General features: G+C 58.7%; 19 protein-coding genes and 1 pseudogene. 3 read left to right on the top strand and 17 right to left on the bottom strand.

Annotated elements, in window-relative coordinates; translation table 11 throughout:
• Nucleotides 1-17: 17 nt before the first annotated feature.
• Both K5E40_RS14450 and tam read right to left on the bottom strand, forming a co-directional pair.
• Nucleotides 18-1019, bottom strand: coding sequence for an ATP-grasp domain-containing protein (locus tag K5E40_RS14450; protein WP_221731473.1), 1002 nt, complete (start codon nt 1017-1019; stop codon nt 18-20).
• A 164-nt stretch (nt 1020-1183) separates the two neighbouring features.
• On the bottom strand, nt 1184-1957 hold the full coding sequence (gene tam, locus K5E40_RS14455; protein ID WP_221731371.1) for a trans-aconitate 2-methyltransferase: 774 nt from the start codon (nt 1955-1957) through the stop codon (nt 1184-1186).
• A gap of 157 nt (nt 1958-2114) precedes the next feature.
• Between tam and K5E40_RS14460 the strand changes: the two are divergent.
• Nucleotides 2115-2279: pseudogene (locus K5E40_RS14460) on the top strand (low affinity iron permease family protein); the annotation flags it as partial.
• Between the two features lie 46 nt (nt 2280-2325).
• Here the strand turns inward: K5E40_RS14460 and K5E40_RS14465 are convergent.
• The 7 genes from K5E40_RS14465 to K5E40_RS14495 all read right to left on the bottom strand — a co-directional run bounded on the left by K5E40_RS14465 (nt 2326) and on the right by K5E40_RS14495 (nt 8703).
• Nucleotides 2326-2829, bottom strand: a complete 504-nt coding sequence (locus K5E40_RS14465) for a DUF4142 domain-containing protein (protein ID WP_221731372.1) — start codon at nt 2827-2829, stop codon at nt 2326-2328.
• 336 nt (nt 2830-3165) lie between these two features.
• Nucleotides 3166-4515, bottom strand: coding sequence for a diguanylate cyclase domain-containing protein (locus tag K5E40_RS14470; RefSeq protein WP_221731373.1), 1350 nt, complete (start codon nt 4513-4515; stop codon nt 3166-3168).
• Nucleotides 4516-4594: 79 nt separating this feature from the next.
• Nucleotides 4595-5233: a LysE family translocator gene (locus K5E40_RS14475; RefSeq protein WP_221731374.1), complete on the bottom strand. Its 639-nt coding sequence runs from the start codon at nt 5231-5233 to the stop codon at nt 4595-4597.
• A gap of 60 nt (nt 5234-5293) precedes the next feature.
• A complete protein-coding gene (gene fos / locus K5E40_RS14480; RefSeq protein ID WP_221731375.1) occupies nt 5294-5710 on the bottom strand; it encodes a fosfomycin resistance glutathione transferase in 417 nt (138 codons plus the stop codon).
• Nucleotides 5711-5714: 4 nt separating this feature from the next.
• A complete protein-coding gene (locus tag K5E40_RS14485) occupies nt 5715-6431 on the bottom strand; it encodes a hypothetical protein (RefSeq protein ID WP_221731376.1) in 717 nt (238 codons plus the stop codon).
• 37 nt (nt 6432-6468) lie between these two features.
• Nucleotides 6469-7185, bottom strand: coding sequence for a hypothetical protein (locus tag K5E40_RS14490; RefSeq protein WP_260455790.1), 717 nt, complete (start codon nt 7183-7185; stop codon nt 6469-6471).
• A gap of 195 nt (nt 7186-7380) precedes the next feature.
• The gene (locus tag K5E40_RS14495; RefSeq protein WP_260455791.1) at nt 7381-8703 is read right to left on the bottom strand and encodes a hypothetical protein; all 1323 of its coding nucleotides are present in this window, start codon (nt 8701-8703) and stop codon (nt 7381-7383) included.
• 171 nt (nt 8704-8874) lie between these two features.
• On the opposite strand from K5E40_RS14495, the gene K5E40_RS14500 reads away from it, so the two are divergent.
• Complete coding sequence (locus tag K5E40_RS14500; RefSeq protein ID WP_221731378.1) at nt 8875-9474, top strand: hypothetical protein; 600 nt, start codon at nt 8875-8877, stop codon at nt 9472-9474.
• Between the two features lie 46 nt (nt 9475-9520).
• Here the strand turns inward: K5E40_RS14500 and yiaY are convergent, their stop codons facing one another.
• Entirely contained in the window at nt 9521-10669 is a 1149-nt protein-coding gene (gene yiaY / locus K5E40_RS14505; protein ID WP_221731379.1) for an L-threonine dehydrogenase, read from the bottom strand.
• Nucleotides 10670-10823: 154 nt separating this feature from the next.
• On the opposite strand from yiaY, the gene K5E40_RS14510 reads away from it, so the two are divergent.
• A complete protein-coding gene (locus K5E40_RS14510) occupies nt 10824-11843 on the top strand; it encodes a DUF4917 family protein (RefSeq protein ID WP_221731380.1) in 1020 nt (339 codons plus the stop codon).
• 60 nt (nt 11844-11903) lie between these two features.
• Here K5E40_RS14510 and K5E40_RS14515 read toward each other — a convergent pair whose 3' ends face one another.
• The 7 genes from K5E40_RS14515 to K5E40_RS14545 all read right to left on the bottom strand — a co-directional run bounded on the left by K5E40_RS14515 (nt 11904) and on the right by K5E40_RS14545 (nt 16964).
• Nucleotides 11904-12248, bottom strand: a complete 345-nt coding sequence (locus tag K5E40_RS14515) for a YegP family protein (RefSeq protein ID WP_221731381.1) — start codon at nt 12246-12248, stop codon at nt 11904-11906.
• A 167-nt stretch (nt 12249-12415) separates the two neighbouring features.
• Nucleotides 12416-12721, bottom strand: coding sequence for a ribbon-helix-helix domain-containing protein (locus K5E40_RS14520; protein WP_221731382.1), 306 nt, complete (start codon nt 12719-12721; stop codon nt 12416-12418).
• Nucleotides 12722-12734: 13 nt separating this feature from the next.
• A complete protein-coding gene (locus tag K5E40_RS14525) occupies nt 12735-13316 on the bottom strand; it encodes a DJ-1/PfpI family protein (RefSeq protein ID WP_221731383.1) in 582 nt (193 codons plus the stop codon).
• A gap of 266 nt (nt 13317-13582) precedes the next feature.
• On the bottom strand, nt 13583-14797 hold the full coding sequence (locus K5E40_RS14530) for an SAM-dependent methyltransferase (protein ID WP_221731384.1): 1215 nt from the start codon (nt 14795-14797) through the stop codon (nt 13583-13585).
• A 138-nt stretch (nt 14798-14935) separates the two neighbouring features.
• Nucleotides 14936-15553, bottom strand: coding sequence for a TPM domain-containing protein (locus K5E40_RS14535; RefSeq protein WP_221731385.1), 618 nt, complete (start codon nt 15551-15553; stop codon nt 14936-14938).
• A 33-nt stretch (nt 15554-15586) separates the two neighbouring features.
• Nucleotides 15587-16342 carry a YgcG family protein gene (locus tag K5E40_RS14540; RefSeq protein WP_221731386.1) on the bottom strand — a complete coding sequence of 252 codons (756 nt, stop codon included), beginning with the start codon at nt 16340-16342 and terminating at the stop codon, nt 15587-15589.
• A gap of 13 nt (nt 16343-16355) precedes the next feature.
• Entirely contained in the window at nt 16356-16964 is a 609-nt protein-coding gene (locus K5E40_RS14545; protein WP_221731387.1) for a LemA family protein, read from the bottom strand.
• Nucleotides 16965-17198 lie beyond the last annotated feature (234 nt).

Below are 17198 nucleotides of genomic sequence, written 5' to 3' on the forward strand. Positions count from 1 at the left end.
CATATGTCTATTTAATATCAGGGGCGTGTTACCGCAGCAACGCTGACACCTTTTACACGCACGTTCGGCTGCCAAACACCCGGCGGCTCTGGCAAACCCAGTCGGCGAGTGGCGAATATGCCGGGGAGGTTCAAACCGGCCGCCCGGGTGTAACCGATGCCTCCCGAATAACGAGCGTTAATCTCCAACAGGTGTGGTTTACCGTCTGAGCTGTCGCGAGTCTGGACATTGACGATGCCATCACATTTGAAGTGCTCGGCGGCCCTGAGGGCGAGTTCGACGGCTGCACCTTCACGTTCAAAAACCTGATGCAGCCCTTTTTTGCGACGACCAACGAAAGCAATGGGGCGACCGGCTTCGCACACCATATCAACCGAACATTCGATTCCGGGCATGTAGGGCATCACGAGCATCGGTGGCGGCGGCGTAACCGCCGAGTGGTAGGCGTGCATATAAAGGTCGAAGTTGACCTCACGCGCATCCGGGTTGGCGAAGCAGCGGAAAGGGTCAGCGCTTGCCTTGAACCGCCAGAAACCTTGACCATAAATACCCACAGCCGGTTTGACGCAGACTTCGCCCAATGCGCTGAGCGTCTGAAAGGCCGCGAACATTTCTTCGGCATTGGCGGCGGTGATCGCTGGCACGCAGGCCAGGCCCACGCGTTCCGCTTCTGCCGTGAACTGGCTTTTGTCATCGACCAGATCAAATGTATTCAAAGAAAGCGCACCGGTGACCAGGACGAGACCAGCGCGCTCGAAACGCTCCCGATCGTGCTCGAACTCCCGACCAACACGGCCTGCCAGGACGACTTTGATTCCATGAGCCAGCGCGGTGGAAATGACCCAATCAATACGCTCTTGATTGTCCGCAGGCTCGGTGAAACTGACGTCGGCAAGCGAGGTGATTTCAGGACGATCCTGTCGATGCGAGGCATAAACCTTCACTTCGGCCGGCAGCGCCTCGCGCGCACCGAGAATGATGTCCCGTTGACTGGATTGCCCTTCTAGAAACCAGATCACTATGTTTACTCTTCCTTTTACAGACACCGAAAGCCGCGATATTTCTTGAAAACGTCGCTAGACCCGTACCGTGGGCAAGAACGGTACCGCCCTCCCACGCAAACTCAAGGGTAACATTGCGAATGGATCTGGCGTCCGCCGAACGCTCTGAGCGCCTTACTGGATTATTCTCGAGTAGCCACAATAAACAACCGCGGAAACGGCAACAGCACCGAACCATCCGCCAGCGCAGGGTAAGCCTTCGCGACTTCTGCCAGATACTGCTCCAGATACTGCGTGCGCTGCGCCTCGGTCAGCGGGTTCAGAAACGGAATCAACCCGCTGCCCTTGAACCACTCCACAACCCCCGCAGCCCCGCCTGGCAACTGATGGTGATACGTCGTGCGCCACACATCGACCCGGGCACAATGCGGTCGCAACATCGAGAAATAATCACTGGCACTTGCCATATCGGTTCGCTGACCGGCAGCGCCGGAGAGTTTGCTGGCCCATGGGCCGTTGGCGGCGACTTCGCGCATCAGTCGATGGGAAGACTCATTGAGGTTGTCGGGCATTTGAATCGCCAGACTGCCGCCCGACGAGAGTTTGCTTGCCAGCGCCGGCAGCAAACTGGCGTGATCCGGTACCCACTGCAACACCGCGTTGGCGAAGATCACATCAAACGGCCCCGCATCGGCCCATTGATCAATCTCTGTCACGTCGAATTGCAACTGTGGCAAGCGCTTGCGCGCCGCTTCGATCATGTCCGGTGAACTGTCGAGCCCGCTGACTTTTGCCCCTGGAAAACGCTGCACCAAAAGCTCCGTCGAGTTGCCGGGACCGCAACCGATATCCACCACTGAGCGGGCCTGCGCCGTGGGAATCGCCGCCAGCAGATCGCGGGCCGGGCGGGTGCGTTCATCTTCAAAAGCGACGTATTGTTTGGCGGACCAGCTCATTGTGTTTTCCTTTTGGGACAAAAAGCGCATGAAGCCACGATACAGATAACAGGCTGATCAGACCTCCCTACGAACGTCGCGCAACACACCTGGATTTGTAATAAGAATTTTCAGGTTTCAGCAGGTGTCAGCATTTCAAGCGCTCCCCAATAAATTAGCCACCAGAAAGGCGCAGAACGCCATGCTCGGCTTGGAATCACTGGATTTGAAGCAACTGGAGGCGTTGCGCGAACACTTTCGCAAACTGGGCGAGGGAGCAGTGTTGAACCTTGAAGGACGGGGCGAGAAGAGCAAAGCGAAGCAGAACCTGAATGACTGCTGATAATCAAAAACGGCGCCAAAGCGCCGTTTTTATTTGAGGTCGGCCCTTAGCGGCTGGCTTGCAGCGCTCGGGCCATTTGCAGGTGATTCTGCAGTTTGGGCAACGTCTCATCGGCGAAGGCTTTGATCTCCGGCACGTCGGTGGTCTGCGCTTGCTGCTGGATCTGCTCAATGGCTTCTTCGGTGGCTTTCACCTGACTGGCGGCGTAGGCCTGGTCGAATGTCGCGCCGTCCTTCACTTGCGGTATCAGTTGCTTGGCCTTGTCGGCCATTTCTTCACGGGGCGCGACGGGAAGATCGAGCTTTTTGGCAATCTTCGCCAAGTGCTGGTTGGCCGTGGTGCGGTCGTTGATGACCACGATGGTGTAATCCTTGACCTCTTTGGACTCGGTCTTCTGATGCGCCATACGGCTGGCCTCGATGTCGGCCATGCCTTTGGCGGACGCATCGTTGATGAATTCGGCGGGCGACTGGGCGAAAGCACTGCTGGCAAACAGGCCCAGTACGGTGACAAAACTGAAAGTGCGTATACGGGTGGCCATCCGGCTCATGGTCGCGCCCTCCTTCTCTGTAAATTCAAGCGGAAGCTTAGGCCCCCGCCGCTCAATCAAAACCACCGTCAACGACGACGTCGATGTCTGAACGGGCTAAACCCCTTTCGGTTTTCGACAGTCATTTTGGTGGTTTCCCCACCTTTGCGACCCGTTTCAGAAGCCTTCGTTCGGTCGTTGGCGAAGTTTCCCCCCAGTTCGGGTTTCTTGAATCCGGCATGAGTCTCTTGCGCTGGGTCGTGCTCCGGGCGAACAGGTGCCCACCTCAGTTGAGAATTTCCTGGCCGACAAAGGTTTAGAAAAGTTGCAGTTACCACGACGAACGGTGACCACCGTTCAGATATCCAGCGCCCGATGATTCAGACGTTTGGCGGCATACATCGCCTGATCGGCATGGCGGAACAGTTGCTGTTCCTCGCGGCCGTGCTCAGGGTAGCGGGCGACGCCGATACTCGGTTCGATTTGCAAGTTGTGGCCATCCAGGCGCATGGGTTGCACCAGCACTTGTCGCAGCTTTTGCGCCACGCTGTCGGCATCTTCCGTTGCTTGAACGCTGTGCAGTAACACAACGAATTCGTCACCGCCAATGCGCGCCACCGTGTCAGTCTCGCGCACACACCCCTTGAGGCGGTTGGCCACGGTTTGCAGCAGCATGTCGCCCACAGCATGCCCGAAGGAGTCGTTGACCTGCTTGAAACGATCCAGGTCGACATACAGCAACGCCATGTGCCCCGCTTGTTCCCGGGCGCAGGTCAACGCAGCCTTCACACGGTCGCGCAGCAACTCGCGATTGGGCAATTGCGTCAGTTGATCGTACTGCGCCATGCGTCGCAGACGGGCGTGTAACTGCTGGCGCTCGATGGCCGTGGCCACTTGGGCGCAGACGTATTGCAGCAATTCTTTGTCTTGCTCGGTGTAGCGTTCGCCGCCCGGCAGGCTTTTGACGATCAGCGCACCGATGGTGCCGTTTTTCGAGTTCAACGGAACGCCGAGCCAGCAAGGTGAATTCTGCCCCGCCACCAGTGCGGCGAAATCGGGCGCCGAATCGGGACTGTCCGGCGTCAGAAGAATCGGCTTACCGCTACGGATGACTTCCGCACACAGACGTCCGGTGACGGTGCCGGGTTGTTCAGGCTGCAACTCGTGATCGTTGACGTGATAGGGAAAATTCAGCTGAGCGCACTGATCGTCGTAGAGCGCCACGGAGAAATTCAGTGCCGGCAGCCACTCGCCGATGATCAGATGAATGCGCTTGAATAGCGCCAACAAGTCCTCCGCCGCATGCGCCGCCTCGGAAATCGCATACAACGCCGCTTGTCGCGATTCGGCTTGTTTGCGCTCGGTAATGTCACGGGCCACGGCAATGCGCAGTTGATCGACCTCCGACCAGCGCGCCGACCAGAGGATGTGCGCGACGCTACCGTCCTTGCGTATGTAGCGGTTCTCGAAGTTGTGCTTGGGCTCACCGCCCATGATTTGACCGGCGGCAGCCAAGGTGCGCTGACGATCAGCCGGGTGCACCAGTTCGATCATCGGACGGCCGATCAACTCGTCTGGCGTGTAGCCGAAAACCCGCTCGCAGGCCGCGCTGACAAAAACGAAGCGGCCTTGCTTGTCGACTGCACAAACGGCGTCCAGTAACAGGTCGATAAAACTCGCCAATGGCGCGGAATTTCGGCTTTCCATGGTTCAGTTTGGGTGTCCGAGTATTGCAGCATTGATCAACCATCCATGACCTTTTGAGAGCTCATCCCTGCAAACAAAATCAAGCCCTGTTCGGCATCAGCCCAGGCAGTGCATGCACCAGCGCATTGATGGCGAAACCAATGAACATCACGCCACACAAACGGGTGATCAGCCGCTCATGGCGTTGATACAGCATACGCACCCGCTGCGCGCCGACAACGCCGATGAGGATAGCGTAAGCCAACAACCCGCCGAGAAAGCTCAAGGCGATCAGCGCCGGCAGCATCGTCCAGTTGAGCAATTCGGCGCGGCTGGACAACAGCGCGGTAAATGTCGCCACCGCGACCGGGTAGGCCTTGGGGTTGGTCAGGCCAAACACAATGCCGTGCCAGAACGGCTTGCGTGCCGCGCCTTGGGGCTCGTCACCGTTGCGGCGCTGGGCACGCACCGCCCGCCAACCGAGCCAGAACAGATACAAACCACTGAGCACGCCGAGCACATCAAACGCGGTGCTGCCGATTTCCCGGGCGCCGACAATCGCGATCAACGCCGTGCTGCACCAGACCACATCACCGAGCAAATGCCCACACAGAAACCCCGCCCCCGCTCTGCGCCCATGCGCCGCGCCGATGCCAAACACCGCCAGCACACCAGGCCCCGGTGTGATGCCATAAATGAAACCCGAGGCCAGCACGGCCATTAACAACGATGGGGTCATGGAACACCTGCACATGACGACGCAAATGATGGCCAGTCTATATCAGCTCAACGCGTCGGGTCAGGACTCGTCGTAGAAACGCATGCCGACGTACGGATTCAGCCGACATGCCGCTAGCCGCGAAGCGAGATCACCGACGTGGGCTTCCAGTTTGTGACCATCAGGATCAAGGAAGTAGAACGACGCACCTTCGCTGCGGTTGTCTCGCCACTCCCGCACGTTCACCGCTTTTAGCTTCTGTACGAAAAGCGCGAAATCCTTGGCGTTCAGGCTGAAAGCGTAATGGGTGTAGTCGGCGCAGGGCTCGTCGCCGCGCTTCGAATCAAGCGACAGGCACAACCAAAGCCCAGGCAGCGATAGATAGGCGCCGGCGTCCCAAGTGGCTTCGACACGCAGATCAAGCACATCGCGATAGAACCCAAGGCTGCGGTTCAGATCCCGGACGGCGAGGGTCAGATGGTTGAGGCCGGTGAGCATCGGTTCAGTAACCTCTGAGGTCTTCAGGCACGACGTATTGTTGGCCGTCGTAGGTCAGGGTGATTCGGGTTTTCTTCAGGTTGGTGTTTTTTGAAATGCACTGTTTTCCCGATTGGGTGTTTTTCATTTTGGTGCCGCTGGTGGTGACGATCAGATCGGCGAAACCGTAGTGACTTGATGAACCGACCTCGACGGTTCTGCGGATCTTCCTGGCGTAACCCTCGCAATCACTCATGAATTCGCCGTTGTTCTTGTAGACCACCAAACCTTCCAGCACCGGGCGCAAGGTATCGCCCTCGCGCACATACAGCGCCAGATCGGTTTTCTCGTAGGGAATGGCGTGGGAACTGTGGACGAACTTCGAACGCAGGCCAAAAGCACGGACGTCCGGTGCCAGTCGGTAGCGGCCTGTGTCGACGCGCAGATCATCAAACCGCACGGCATCGGAGTTGTACGCGCCCGGTTTACGGTAAGTGGCGACGGGTTTGGCATTGCTGGCGTTGACGATCGCCAGATCCAGATCGAACACCCCGGCATCGTCGCCACCGGCATCAGCAAGGTAGGTGGACTTGACCGCGATCGCCTGACTCGGGAAGGCCGGCCAGACGATGCAGCGTGACAGTGATTGGCCGTCGAAGGCGTTTGTGGTGCAGGCGGCTTGGGCTTGGGCAGTGACAGCCAGAAAACCGAGGGCGATAAGGAGTCTGGTGGGGATGAGCATGGTTCTTCCTTGATAAAAATCGTTGTTGGCAGGCTGGCTACAGACCTTTGAAACCGGGTGGCAGGACGTAAGAATTTCCGTCGTAGCGCAAGGTTGTCAAAACCGGGCTGTAGACGGTGGTTTTATCTTCACACGCGTCCCCTTCACCTTCGCTTTTCGTGCCTGTTTGCTGGGTTTTGACGATCAAGTCTGCGTAACCGTGGGAGCTCGTTTTAGCGATATCGATAGTTCTTGAGATCTCGAAGCGCTCCCCAGCGCAGTTGTCATCCCACTCGCCGCCGTACTCATAAACCACCAACTGACGCAGGACTGGGCGCAATTTTTCACCCTCCCTGACGTAGAGCGAGAGTTGATTTTCTTCCAGTGGATTGAGGCGAGAACCGTTGGTGAGCAATGCCCGCACGCCAAAAGCGCGAAGGTCGGGGGTGAGTTTGTAGCGAGCCGTATCCAGTGTCAGCTCGCGCAAGCTGACGCCATCCATCACGAAAGCAGTGGCCTGGTGATAAGTCGCAATCGGCTTCGGTTGCGCGTCTTTCAGCACCGAAAGGTCCAGATCATGGGTGCTGAGCGCGCCAGCGGCGGCACGGGTGAACCGGGTTTTGGCGCTGATGGTCAGTCCCGGGTAAGCCGGCCAGTCCTTGCAGACTGACAAATCCTCGTCACCCATTACCGGCGCCGGCGTGCAATCGGCAAACACCTGCCCCGCCATCAGCCACCCGCACAGCGCCACACCGCCGATCAATCCAGACTTCATTGTCACATCCCGCTCCTCGATAGCTTTTCAGCCGCGCACTATCCCCTCCTGAACGAACGGTTTCAACCGAGTGAACTCTAAATGGCCACTACCTAATACGGTCCAGTCAAACCAGTGGAGCTAGCCGGTGCCACGCAGTGCACTGCCATCGCGAGACCGCTCATTCCCCCCAAAAAACCGTGCTTCAACTCGATATCAACTGTGCGTCAGCAATCGGATCAACTGTGCGGAGTCGTTCTTTGTTCCCAGCACCACGACTGAAGCGTCTTGCAAGCAGGCATCGCCGGCGATCCAGTCGATCTCGGCCGTGCCATCGAGATCAAACGACTCGTCCACCGCACCGTCCTTCAGGAAGCCCCCCGTCAGCAGATTGCGATGCCCTCCCGAGGTCTGACCCACGGCGACAATGCGCTGATCCGCAGAATCATCCACTACAAACCCAGCAACCCAGCTCTTGAGTTCCTGCGGTTGCGTCGAAGCGCTAAGAACCGGCGCGCCGCCATTGAACGACGGATCAATTTCTCCGGCGTGGGTGATACCGGTCATGAACGCATGTTGACGCTTCTCCCCGCCAGCCGCCTCGACAGCAGCGCCGATCAAGAGTAAGCGCTGTGCCGACTGCTCAACGATGCCGTTCACCGAGCTTTCCAGCGGAGTGCCTTCATTGCGAATGTTCAACAGCAAAGTACCGTCATTGCCGAATGACTTCGCAACCTGTCCGGCATTTTCAAACGCCATGATCCACCCCTGATGGGTGACTTCTGTCTTGCCATAAACCAGTATCAGCCCACTGTTCAGTTGCGTGACGCCTTGCAACTGAATGGCGACTCCGGGGTGCGTGATGTAGATCCAGCCGTTGGCATTAAACGCGGTGTCATCGCTGCCATCGAGGAAAAAGCGCGTCAGCAGCGCGCCCCCCTGTTTCGAAGTGGCGAAAAGCAACCTGTCGTGCGCCGCCGCTTTTTGGTCCGATTGCGCCAATTCCAGGCTTCCGGCAACCGCACCGAAGAGAGAAGGAACGCGCATGGGAATAATTTTGTAACCGCTCTGGCTGTCACCGAACTCAAGATCAGGCGAACCGTCCGGCAGAAAGCGCGCAATGATTTGCTCGTAATCGACAGACGTCCCTTTGATGAGTCCGCACACCCAGATCCCGCCGCTCGCATCGATGCTGAGTTTCCCGCCGTGTGAGGGCACATCACGCCTGTATTGCCCCACGACATAGCCGGCCTGGCCAAAAGTCGTATCAAGATGACCATCGGCGCGCAGACGCGCCAAGCCATAACACAAACTGCCCGATGCATCGGTGACGGTCGCACTGACCATGATCTGACCGGTGGGCGTTGTCGCCACACCCTGACCTACGGTCTTGTGTGCAGTGGGGAACTGCAGCGTTTGCAACCCGGCATTTGCAAAGGAACGATCCATTTCACCGGCTGACTGCGCTTCACGTGCGTTGGTTCGTGACATGTTCGTAGGCTCCTCAAGAGATCGGGTTTGATCCGTTTCCCGGGCCATTCGATCCGAGTCCCCCACAGACCACAACTGATAGAAATGACAGTCTTTTAGAAGAAATCGCAATTATTCATCGAACAAAAAAACCTAAAGAACTGTTACTTCTTACAGGTTCTCTAGAAAAAGAACCGTGCCAACCTTTCGCTTCATTCCACCCGGCAACGAGAGCACGTCATGAGCGCTTCGCCCCATTCCAAAATTGAGTCAGTGCCTGCCCCGGTCATCACCTACCCTGCCGCAGACGCCGAAACGGGCCCGGCAACACTCTTACTGGGCATCGGGGTACCCGGCGCTTTTGTCGAAGTGTGGGACATCGAACACACACAGTTGCACGGAAAAGGATCCGTCAACGCGAATGGCCGATGGGCCTTTAGTTTCAGTGGCGATCTTGCGCAGGGACCACACCGTATTCACGCCCGCCAAACGTTCGACGACGAAACATCCCCATGGACTGACATTCGTTTGTTTAATGTCCTCCTGCAACCGGATGTCAATGCACCTGCGATTGGCACGCCGCTGGAAGGAGAACAGACGGATAACGCTGCGGTTTTATCAGGCGATGTACGACAGCCCGGTGGCATCGTGGACATTATTGACCTCGACGCCAACCTGTGGATTGCCTCGGCAACGGTGGAGGGCGACCTGAGTTGGCAAGCACAGGCATCGAGCCCATTGTCGGCAGGCCCCCATCGGATTTCGGCCATTCACCGCGTGGCGGGCAAGGTTTCCGATTGGGCGCGTATCCGGACATTTTCGGTACGCGACGAGACGTAAGGCCAGGCGAACAAACCGTTCAGGCTGTTCGCCCAATCCGCGCACTTCAAAACGCGTTGCGGAAAATCTCCTCGATCTGGCGCTGATCCGCCGCCCGTGGGTTGGTCAGGCCACAAGCGTCTTTCAGAGCATTGGTGGCCAGGATCGGGATGTCCGTGAGTTTGGCGCCGAGTTCACGCAAACCACCGGGGATCTCGACGTCCTTGGCCAGACAACGGATCGCGTTGATCGCCGCCTGAGCGCCCTCCTCAGGGCTGAAACCGCGAACATCGGCCCCCATGGCCTGCGCCACATCGGTCAAACGTTCAGCACACACCAACGCGTTAAACGTCTGCACATGAGGCAGCAACACGGCGTTGCACACGCCATGGGGCAAGTCGTAGAAACCGCCCAACTGGTGCGCCATCGCATGCACGAAACCGAGCGAAGCGTTGTTGAACGCCATACCCGCGAGGAACTGCGCATACGCCATGTTCTCCCGCGCGATGAGGTCGCTGCCATCGCGCACGGCCAGGCGCAGATTGTTGCTGATCAGGGTCATGGCCTTCAGCGCGCAGGCGTCGGTAATCGGGTTGGCGGCTGTTGAAACGTAGGCTTCGATGGCGTGAGTCAGTGCGTCCATGCCGGTGGCGGCGGTCAGGCTTTTCGGCATGGCGACCATCAGCGCCGGGTCGTTGACCGACAGCAGCGGCGTGACGTTGCGGTCGACGATGGCCATTTTTACGTGGCGCGATTCGTCGGTGATGATGCAGAACCGGGTCATCTCGCTGGCAGTGCCGGCGGTGGTGTTGATGGCGACCAGCGGCAGTTGCGGTTTTGTGGATTGGTCGACGCCTTCGTAGTCGCGGATCTGCCCGCCGTTAGTCGCACACAGAGCGATGCCCTTGGCGCAGTCGTGGGGTGAACCACCGCCCAGCGACACCACGAAATCACAGCGGCTTTCCTTGAGCAGCCCCAGTCCGGATTCGACGTTGGCGATGCTCGGGTTCGGCTTGGCGCCGTCGAAGATCACCGAATCAATGTCCTGCATCGCCAGTTTCTCGGCGACCATCGCCGCCACGCCCGCCTTGGCCAGCCCCGCGTCAGTGACGATCAGCGCCTTGCGAAAACCATAGTTGCGGATCGCGACCATGGCTTCATCCAGGCATCCGCTGCCCATGATGTTTACGGCCGGAATGAAAAAAGTGCTGCTCATGCGCCTCTCCTGACTGGGGCCGAATCGACTGCTGCGATCCGGCGGACGCACACAGGATCGACTGATCGGTCACACCGGATGTTGATCTGGCTCAATGCCTGCTCGTGATAAAGTCGCCGCCCATCAGCCCCTTTGTTTTGAGACCTCCCACGCAATGACCGATTTTCTGGATGTCGACGCCACCCTCGAAGACTGGAATGCCTTGCGCGCCGCGACCGAGTTCAAGGGTTTGCTGGTGGGTAACGGCGCCAGTCGCGCCGTGTGGGACGACTTCGGCTACGACTCGCTGTTCGAAAACGCCCGCACCGTGGAAGAGAAACCGCTGAGCCCGTCGGAACTGGCCGTGTTCGACGCGATGCACACGCGCAGCTTCGAGCAGGTACTGGGCGCACTGAAAACCACCAGCCGGGTGAACAAGGCACTGGCCATCAGCTCAGCCGCACCGCGCAATCGCTACTACGCGATCAAGGAAGCGCTGATCAACGCCGTGCACGCCGTTCATATCCCGTGGCGACGGGTTCAGGCCTCGACGCTGACCACGCTCAACGGAGAACTGGCGCGCTATCGCACGGTGTTTACCACCAATTACGACTTGCTCAACTATTGGGCGCTGCAGCACAAAAGCGAGACCATCGACGATCTGTTCAATGGCACGAATGCGAGTTTTGATCTGAGTGAAAGTGCGACTGAAAAACCGCGCTTGCTGTATCTGCACGGTGGTCTGCATCTGGTGCGTAATCAGGACGGCACCGCGCGCAAACTGACCTCCACCGAGGGCACGCTGCTCGGCAGTTTTGCGATCAACAACACGATCAAAACCCTGGATGACGTGCCGTTGTTCGTCACTGAAGGGCCAAGTGCCGAAAAACTCAAAACCATTCGCAGCTCGGATTATCTGTCGTTCTGTTATGCGCAGTTATTGGCGCATGGCGACAGTTTATGCATCTTCGGCCATGCCTTGAGTGAGCAGGACGCTCACATTGTCCGGGCGCTGCGTTTGGCGAAACCGAACGCCGTGGCGATCTCGATTTATCCGCGCAGTGCGGCGTTCATTCAGCATCAGAAGCGGCATTACGCCAAGGTGTTTGAAGGGACAGGGGTTGAGTTGCGGTTTTTTGATGCCAAGACGCATGCGTTGGGGAGCCCGAAGCTTTCGGTACCCGTCGAGGTCTGATGTCAGCGGGCCTGACGCCTTCGCAAGCAAGCCCGCCCACCTATTGACCTTCAACGTTCCTTAGAGAACCGGCAGGGTCTTGTCCTTGATGGTTTTGGTTGGCCCGTTGGCCTTGACGCTGGCGATGCCTTTGGCGCAAGCGGCGTCTGAGGAGTACGACTCGCTGCTGCCGATGATCTGATGGTTGGCGGCCTTGAGGTTGAAGTACGGATGCCCGTCCTTCGTCGTTTTTTTCTCGTAGCGTCCATCCAGCGGGCTATTGGTCTGCACCGAAGCAATGCCATTGTCGGCTGCCGCGCGGGTGGTGTAGAGCTCGCTGGTGAGAATGGTTTCAGCGTTGGCGGCTTTCAGCACAAACCTGAACTGGCCGTTGCTGCTTTTACTGACTTCGTACCATCCGGACATGCTCGTTTCTCCTTGGCGGTTGAGAGGTTACGCGCCAATGAGTAAAGACCAGCCTCAGACTTCTGTCGCCTGAACCAGCCTCTTCGCGAGCAAGCCCGCTCCCACATCTGGAACGCATTACCCTTGTGGGAGCGGGCTTGCTCGCGAATGAGGCGACTCGGTCCCGGCTATTTCACCCGCGCACGCACCACCGACAACGGCGTCTCAGCCACCCGACGCTGACTCAGATACCGCGTACAACTCACCCGCAAGAACGACGCAAAGTTCACCACCTCCCCGCGATAATCCATCACCTCTTCGTACAGTTTGGCGATCAACTGGTTAGTGGTCATACCGTCGACCTCGGCGATTTCGCTGAGGATGTCCCAGAACTGGTTCTCCAGGCGCAACGTCGTCACCACCCCGCAGATGCGCAATGAACGCGAGCGCGATTCGTAGAGGATCGGGTCGGCCTTGACGTAGAGCTCGCACATGGGCGAATCCTCGTTACAGGGTGATTTGGGTGCCCAGCAGACCGAGGAACCCGGCCAGCCAGTTCGGATGCGCAGGCCAAGCCGGCGCGGTGGCCAGATTGCCTTGAACGTGGCCGTCGGTCACGGGGATGTCGATGTACGTGCCGCCCGCCAGTCGGACTTCCGGCGCGCAAGCCGGATAGGCGCTGCATTCACGTCCTTTTAGCACGCCCGCTGCCGCCAGCAACTGTGCACCGTGGCAAACGGCGGCGATCGGCTTTCCGGCCTTGTCGAAGGCACGCACCAGTTCGAGGACTTTTTCGTTGAGACGCAGGTATTCCGGGGCACGACCGCCAGGAATCAGCAGCGCATCGTAATCGGCCTCGCTGACCTTGGCGAAATCGAAATTGAGTGCGAACAGGTGACCGGGTTTTTCGCTGTAGGTCTGATCGCCTTCGAAGTCATGGATGGCGGTGCGTACGGTCTTGCCGGCAGCCTTGTCCGGGCACACGGCGTGGACGGTGTGACCGACCATTTGCAGGGCCTGGAACGGCACCATGACTTCGTAATCTTCGACGTAATCGCCGACCAGCATCAGGATCTTTTTCGCGGCCATGGGGAGGACTCCTCTGGGAAAGGGCTTGCGGGAGTATTCAAGGTAGACCTTATCGGGACGAGCAGGTAATAACCGACTACTACCGAGTTATCGTTCTTCGCGGGCAAGCCCGCACACAGGTTCTGCGTCGATCACAGGTTGTGTGTGGCACGCAAATACTCTGGGGCGGGCTTGCTCGCGAAGGGCCCCTGACAGCCGACAGCTTCGTTGACTGTCAGTACGCCTTCGCGAGCAAGTCGAATCGGCGCACCGCCGCTGTCACAGGATCAGAGGTAACCGTCAGCGCGCAGCAGGGTTTCCAGGCAGTGCTCGCTGATGTTGTAGAACGCCTTCAACTCCTGAATCTTCACCAGCAACTGAGCCGGGTCCACCGGCTCAGCGCGTTTGACCGCCAGAATCATCTTGTTCTTGTTGGTGTGATCCAGCGAGATGAACTCGAACACCTTGGTTTCGTAACCACAGGCCTCAAGAAACAGCGCGCGCAGACTGTCGGTGACCATCTCCGCTTGCTGCCCCAGGTGCAAACCGTATTGCAGCATTGGCTTGAGCAGCGCCGGGCTCTGGATCTGCAAGCGGATCTGTTTGTGGCAGCACGGCGAGCACATGATGATTGAGGCGCCCGAACGGATGCCCGTATGGATGGCGTAATCGGTGGCGATGTCGCAGGCATGCAGGGCGATCATCACGTCCAGTTCGCTCGGCGCGACGCTGCGCACATCACCGCATTTGAATACCAGCCCCGGGTGATCCAGCTTTGCCGCAGCGCTATTGCACAGGTTGACCATTTCTTCACGCAACTCGACGCCGGTGACTTCGCCCTCGGCCTTCAAGGTGTTGCGCAAGTAGTCGTGAATCGCAAACGTCAGGTAACCCTTGCCCGAACCGAAATCCGCGACCCGCACCGGTTTGTCCAGCGCCAGCGGTGACGAGGTCAGGGCATGGCTGAACACTTCGATGAACTTGTTGATCTGCTTCCACTTGCGCGACATTGCCGGGATCAGCTCGTGCTGCGCGTTGGTCACGCCCAGATCCTTGAGGAACGGACGGCTCAGCTCCAGAAAGCGGTTTTTCTCGCGGTTGTGTTCAGCGGACGGAGCCTCACGCAATTGCTGAGGTTTGCTCCTGAAGAGCGAAGGCTTGCCCTTTTTGCTGTATTCGAGCTGTGCTTCGTCAGCCAACGCCAGCAAATGCGCATTTTTGAACGAGGCCGGCAACAGCGCGGCGATCATCGCTACGCCTTCCAGCAACGGCAGGTTCTTGGTGATGTCGCGGGTCTTGTAGCGATAGACGAAGGACAGGTTAGGCTGCGCCTTGACCGTCACCGGTTTGATGATGACCCGTTGCAAATCCGCCTCTTCGCCGACGTACTTGGCCAGCACCAGTTTGATGAAGCCGTTCTGTTCGAGGCTGGTTTGCAGCAACTCGATGAACTGGGCGTGGTGATCCGGCGCGGATGGCGCGGTGGGGGCGGTGACGGACATGAACAAGCGGCCTCGGACGGGGCGAATCGGGAGTGGCGGGTATTTTAGGGGGGATGCGGGTTGGGGACACGCTCTTATTTACCGAACGGCATAAACTGCGCCGCCCCCACACCACAAGGGACTGCTGCGCCCTGAGATTTAACCCAACACCACCAACCGATTTGGCAATTCATTGCGTACCTGCGTCACCGGCACATGCACTTTGAGCAATTCGCCACACGCCTCGATGCAGGTGACAAACCCTTCCAGCGTGCGCCCCTGCCGCACCTGCTCGGTAAACGCCGCGACAATGGCATCCCAGCTTTTATTGTCCAGTCGCCGGGAAATGCCCTCGTCCACCAGAATTTCCACATACCGCTCAGCCTCGCAGACAAAAATCAGCATCCCGGTGCTGCCCACCGTGTGATGCAGGTTCTGTTCGAGAAACTGCCGACGTGCCAGATTCGAGGCGCGCCAGTGACGCACCCGGCGAGGCACCAGATGAGTGGTGATCTTCGGCAAGCGAAACAACAGACACAGCACAATGAAAATGCCCCACTGCACCAGCAGCAGACTGCGCATGGTCAGCCAGCCGGTCAGGTAATGCACAACGCCCGGTACCACCAGCGCCAGCAGGCTGGCCCACATCAACGGGATGTACGCGTAATCGTCGGCGCGGGCGGCCAGCACGGTCACCAGTTCCGCGTCGGTGTCGCGCTCGACGCGGGCGATCGCCTCGGCGACTTTGCGTTGTTCGTGTTCAGTCAGTAATGCCATGTCAAAGAGTGCCTGCTCATTATTGTTGTGTGCTCACCAGCCGCCCGACGAACCACCGCCGCCGAAACTGCCCCCGCCGCCGCTAAAGCCCCCGCCCCCGCCTCCACCGCCGCCGAAACCTCCACCGCCAAAGCCACCGCCACCACCGGAGCCGCCACGGCCGGCGGGAAGGATACCGAGCATCTGGCAGACAAACACCGTCAGGATGAACAACATCACTAAAAACACGAACAACGTCGGGTGCCGAGAGATGAAATCATCGGAAGGATCACCGCTGGGCTCATACACCGTCGACGGCTCGTCCAGCGGATTACCCCCCAGTACCACCAGCATCGCCGCGACGCCGTCGCTGATGCCTTTGCTGAAGTGGCCGGCTTTGAAGGCAGGCGTGATGACTTGATGGATGATCACCGACGTCTGCGCATCGGTCAGCCGGTCCTCCAGGCCATAACCGACTTCAATGCGCAATTTGCGCTCGTCCCGGGCGACGATAAGCAATGCGCCGTTGTTTTTGTCTTTCTGGCCGATGCCCCAGTGCCGGCCCAGTTGCACGCCAAAATCTTCGATGGTGGTGCCTTGCAGATCCGGCAGCGTCACCACGACCAATTGCTCGCCGGTCGCCTGTTCGTGCGCCTGCAACTGCTGGCTCAGTTGCGCACGCACTGACGGCTCGATCATCTGCGCGTCATCCACCACCCGCCCGCTCAGCGCCGGGAACGTCAACTCGGCCCGGGCGCTGACGGCGAACAGCCACAGCATCAGCACCAGGCCCATTTTCAACACACGCATGGGCAACCTCGGATCAGAACTTCACTTCGGGCGCCTTTTCTGCACCGGGGGTGGTGGCTTCAAAGGTTTCGCGGATCGGCAGGTCGCTGTACATCACGCTGTGCCAGAGGCGTCCCGGGAAGGTGCGGATTTCAGTGTTGTATTTCTGCACCGCCAGAATGAAATCGCGCCGCGCCACGGAGATACGGTTTTCCGTGCCCTCAAGCTGCGATTGCAAGGCCAGAAAGTTCTGGTTGGCCTTCAGGTCCGGATAACGCTCAGAGACCACCATCAAACGGCTCAACGCGCCGCTCAGTTGATCCTGCGCCTGTTGGAACTGCTTGAGCTTTTGCGGGTTGTCGAGGGTGCTGGCATCCACCTGGATCGACGTCGCCTTGGCCCGCGCCTCGATCACGGCGGTCAGGGTCGCCTCTTCATGCTTGGCGTAGCCTTTCACCGTTTCGACCAGATTGGGGATCAGGTCAGCGCGGCGCTGGTACTGGTTCTGCACTTGGCTCCAGGCCGCTTTGGCCTGCTCGTCGAGGGTCGGGATGTTGTTGATGCCACACGCGGTCAATACCGTGGCCAGTACCAGCAATGTGGCGACCTGCAAACGCGAGCGGTTGATTGGGCTGACATTCATCAAAGCGATGCTCCTTGGCACATTTCATTAAAAACCGTCGGCGAAAACTTCGGGACCGGCTCTTGGGGCATAATCGGCCTCGTCACTGGAATGCGACGGGCGAATGGGCTAAAAAGTGCCCTGCGCGTTCACGCTACCGAGTGTCGGCTATGGTTTTTGGGCTCGGTATTTTTGAGCCGGCACCCGAACAACAATAGTCGCTCCCTAAATTTTGGCTGGCCGGCATTGCATTGC

This window comes from Pseudomonas baetica (assembly GCF_019733355.1).
In the GTDB taxonomy this organism is placed as follows: Bacteria; Pseudomonadota; Gammaproteobacteria; order Pseudomonadales; family Pseudomonadaceae; genus Aquipseudomonas; species Aquipseudomonas baetica_A.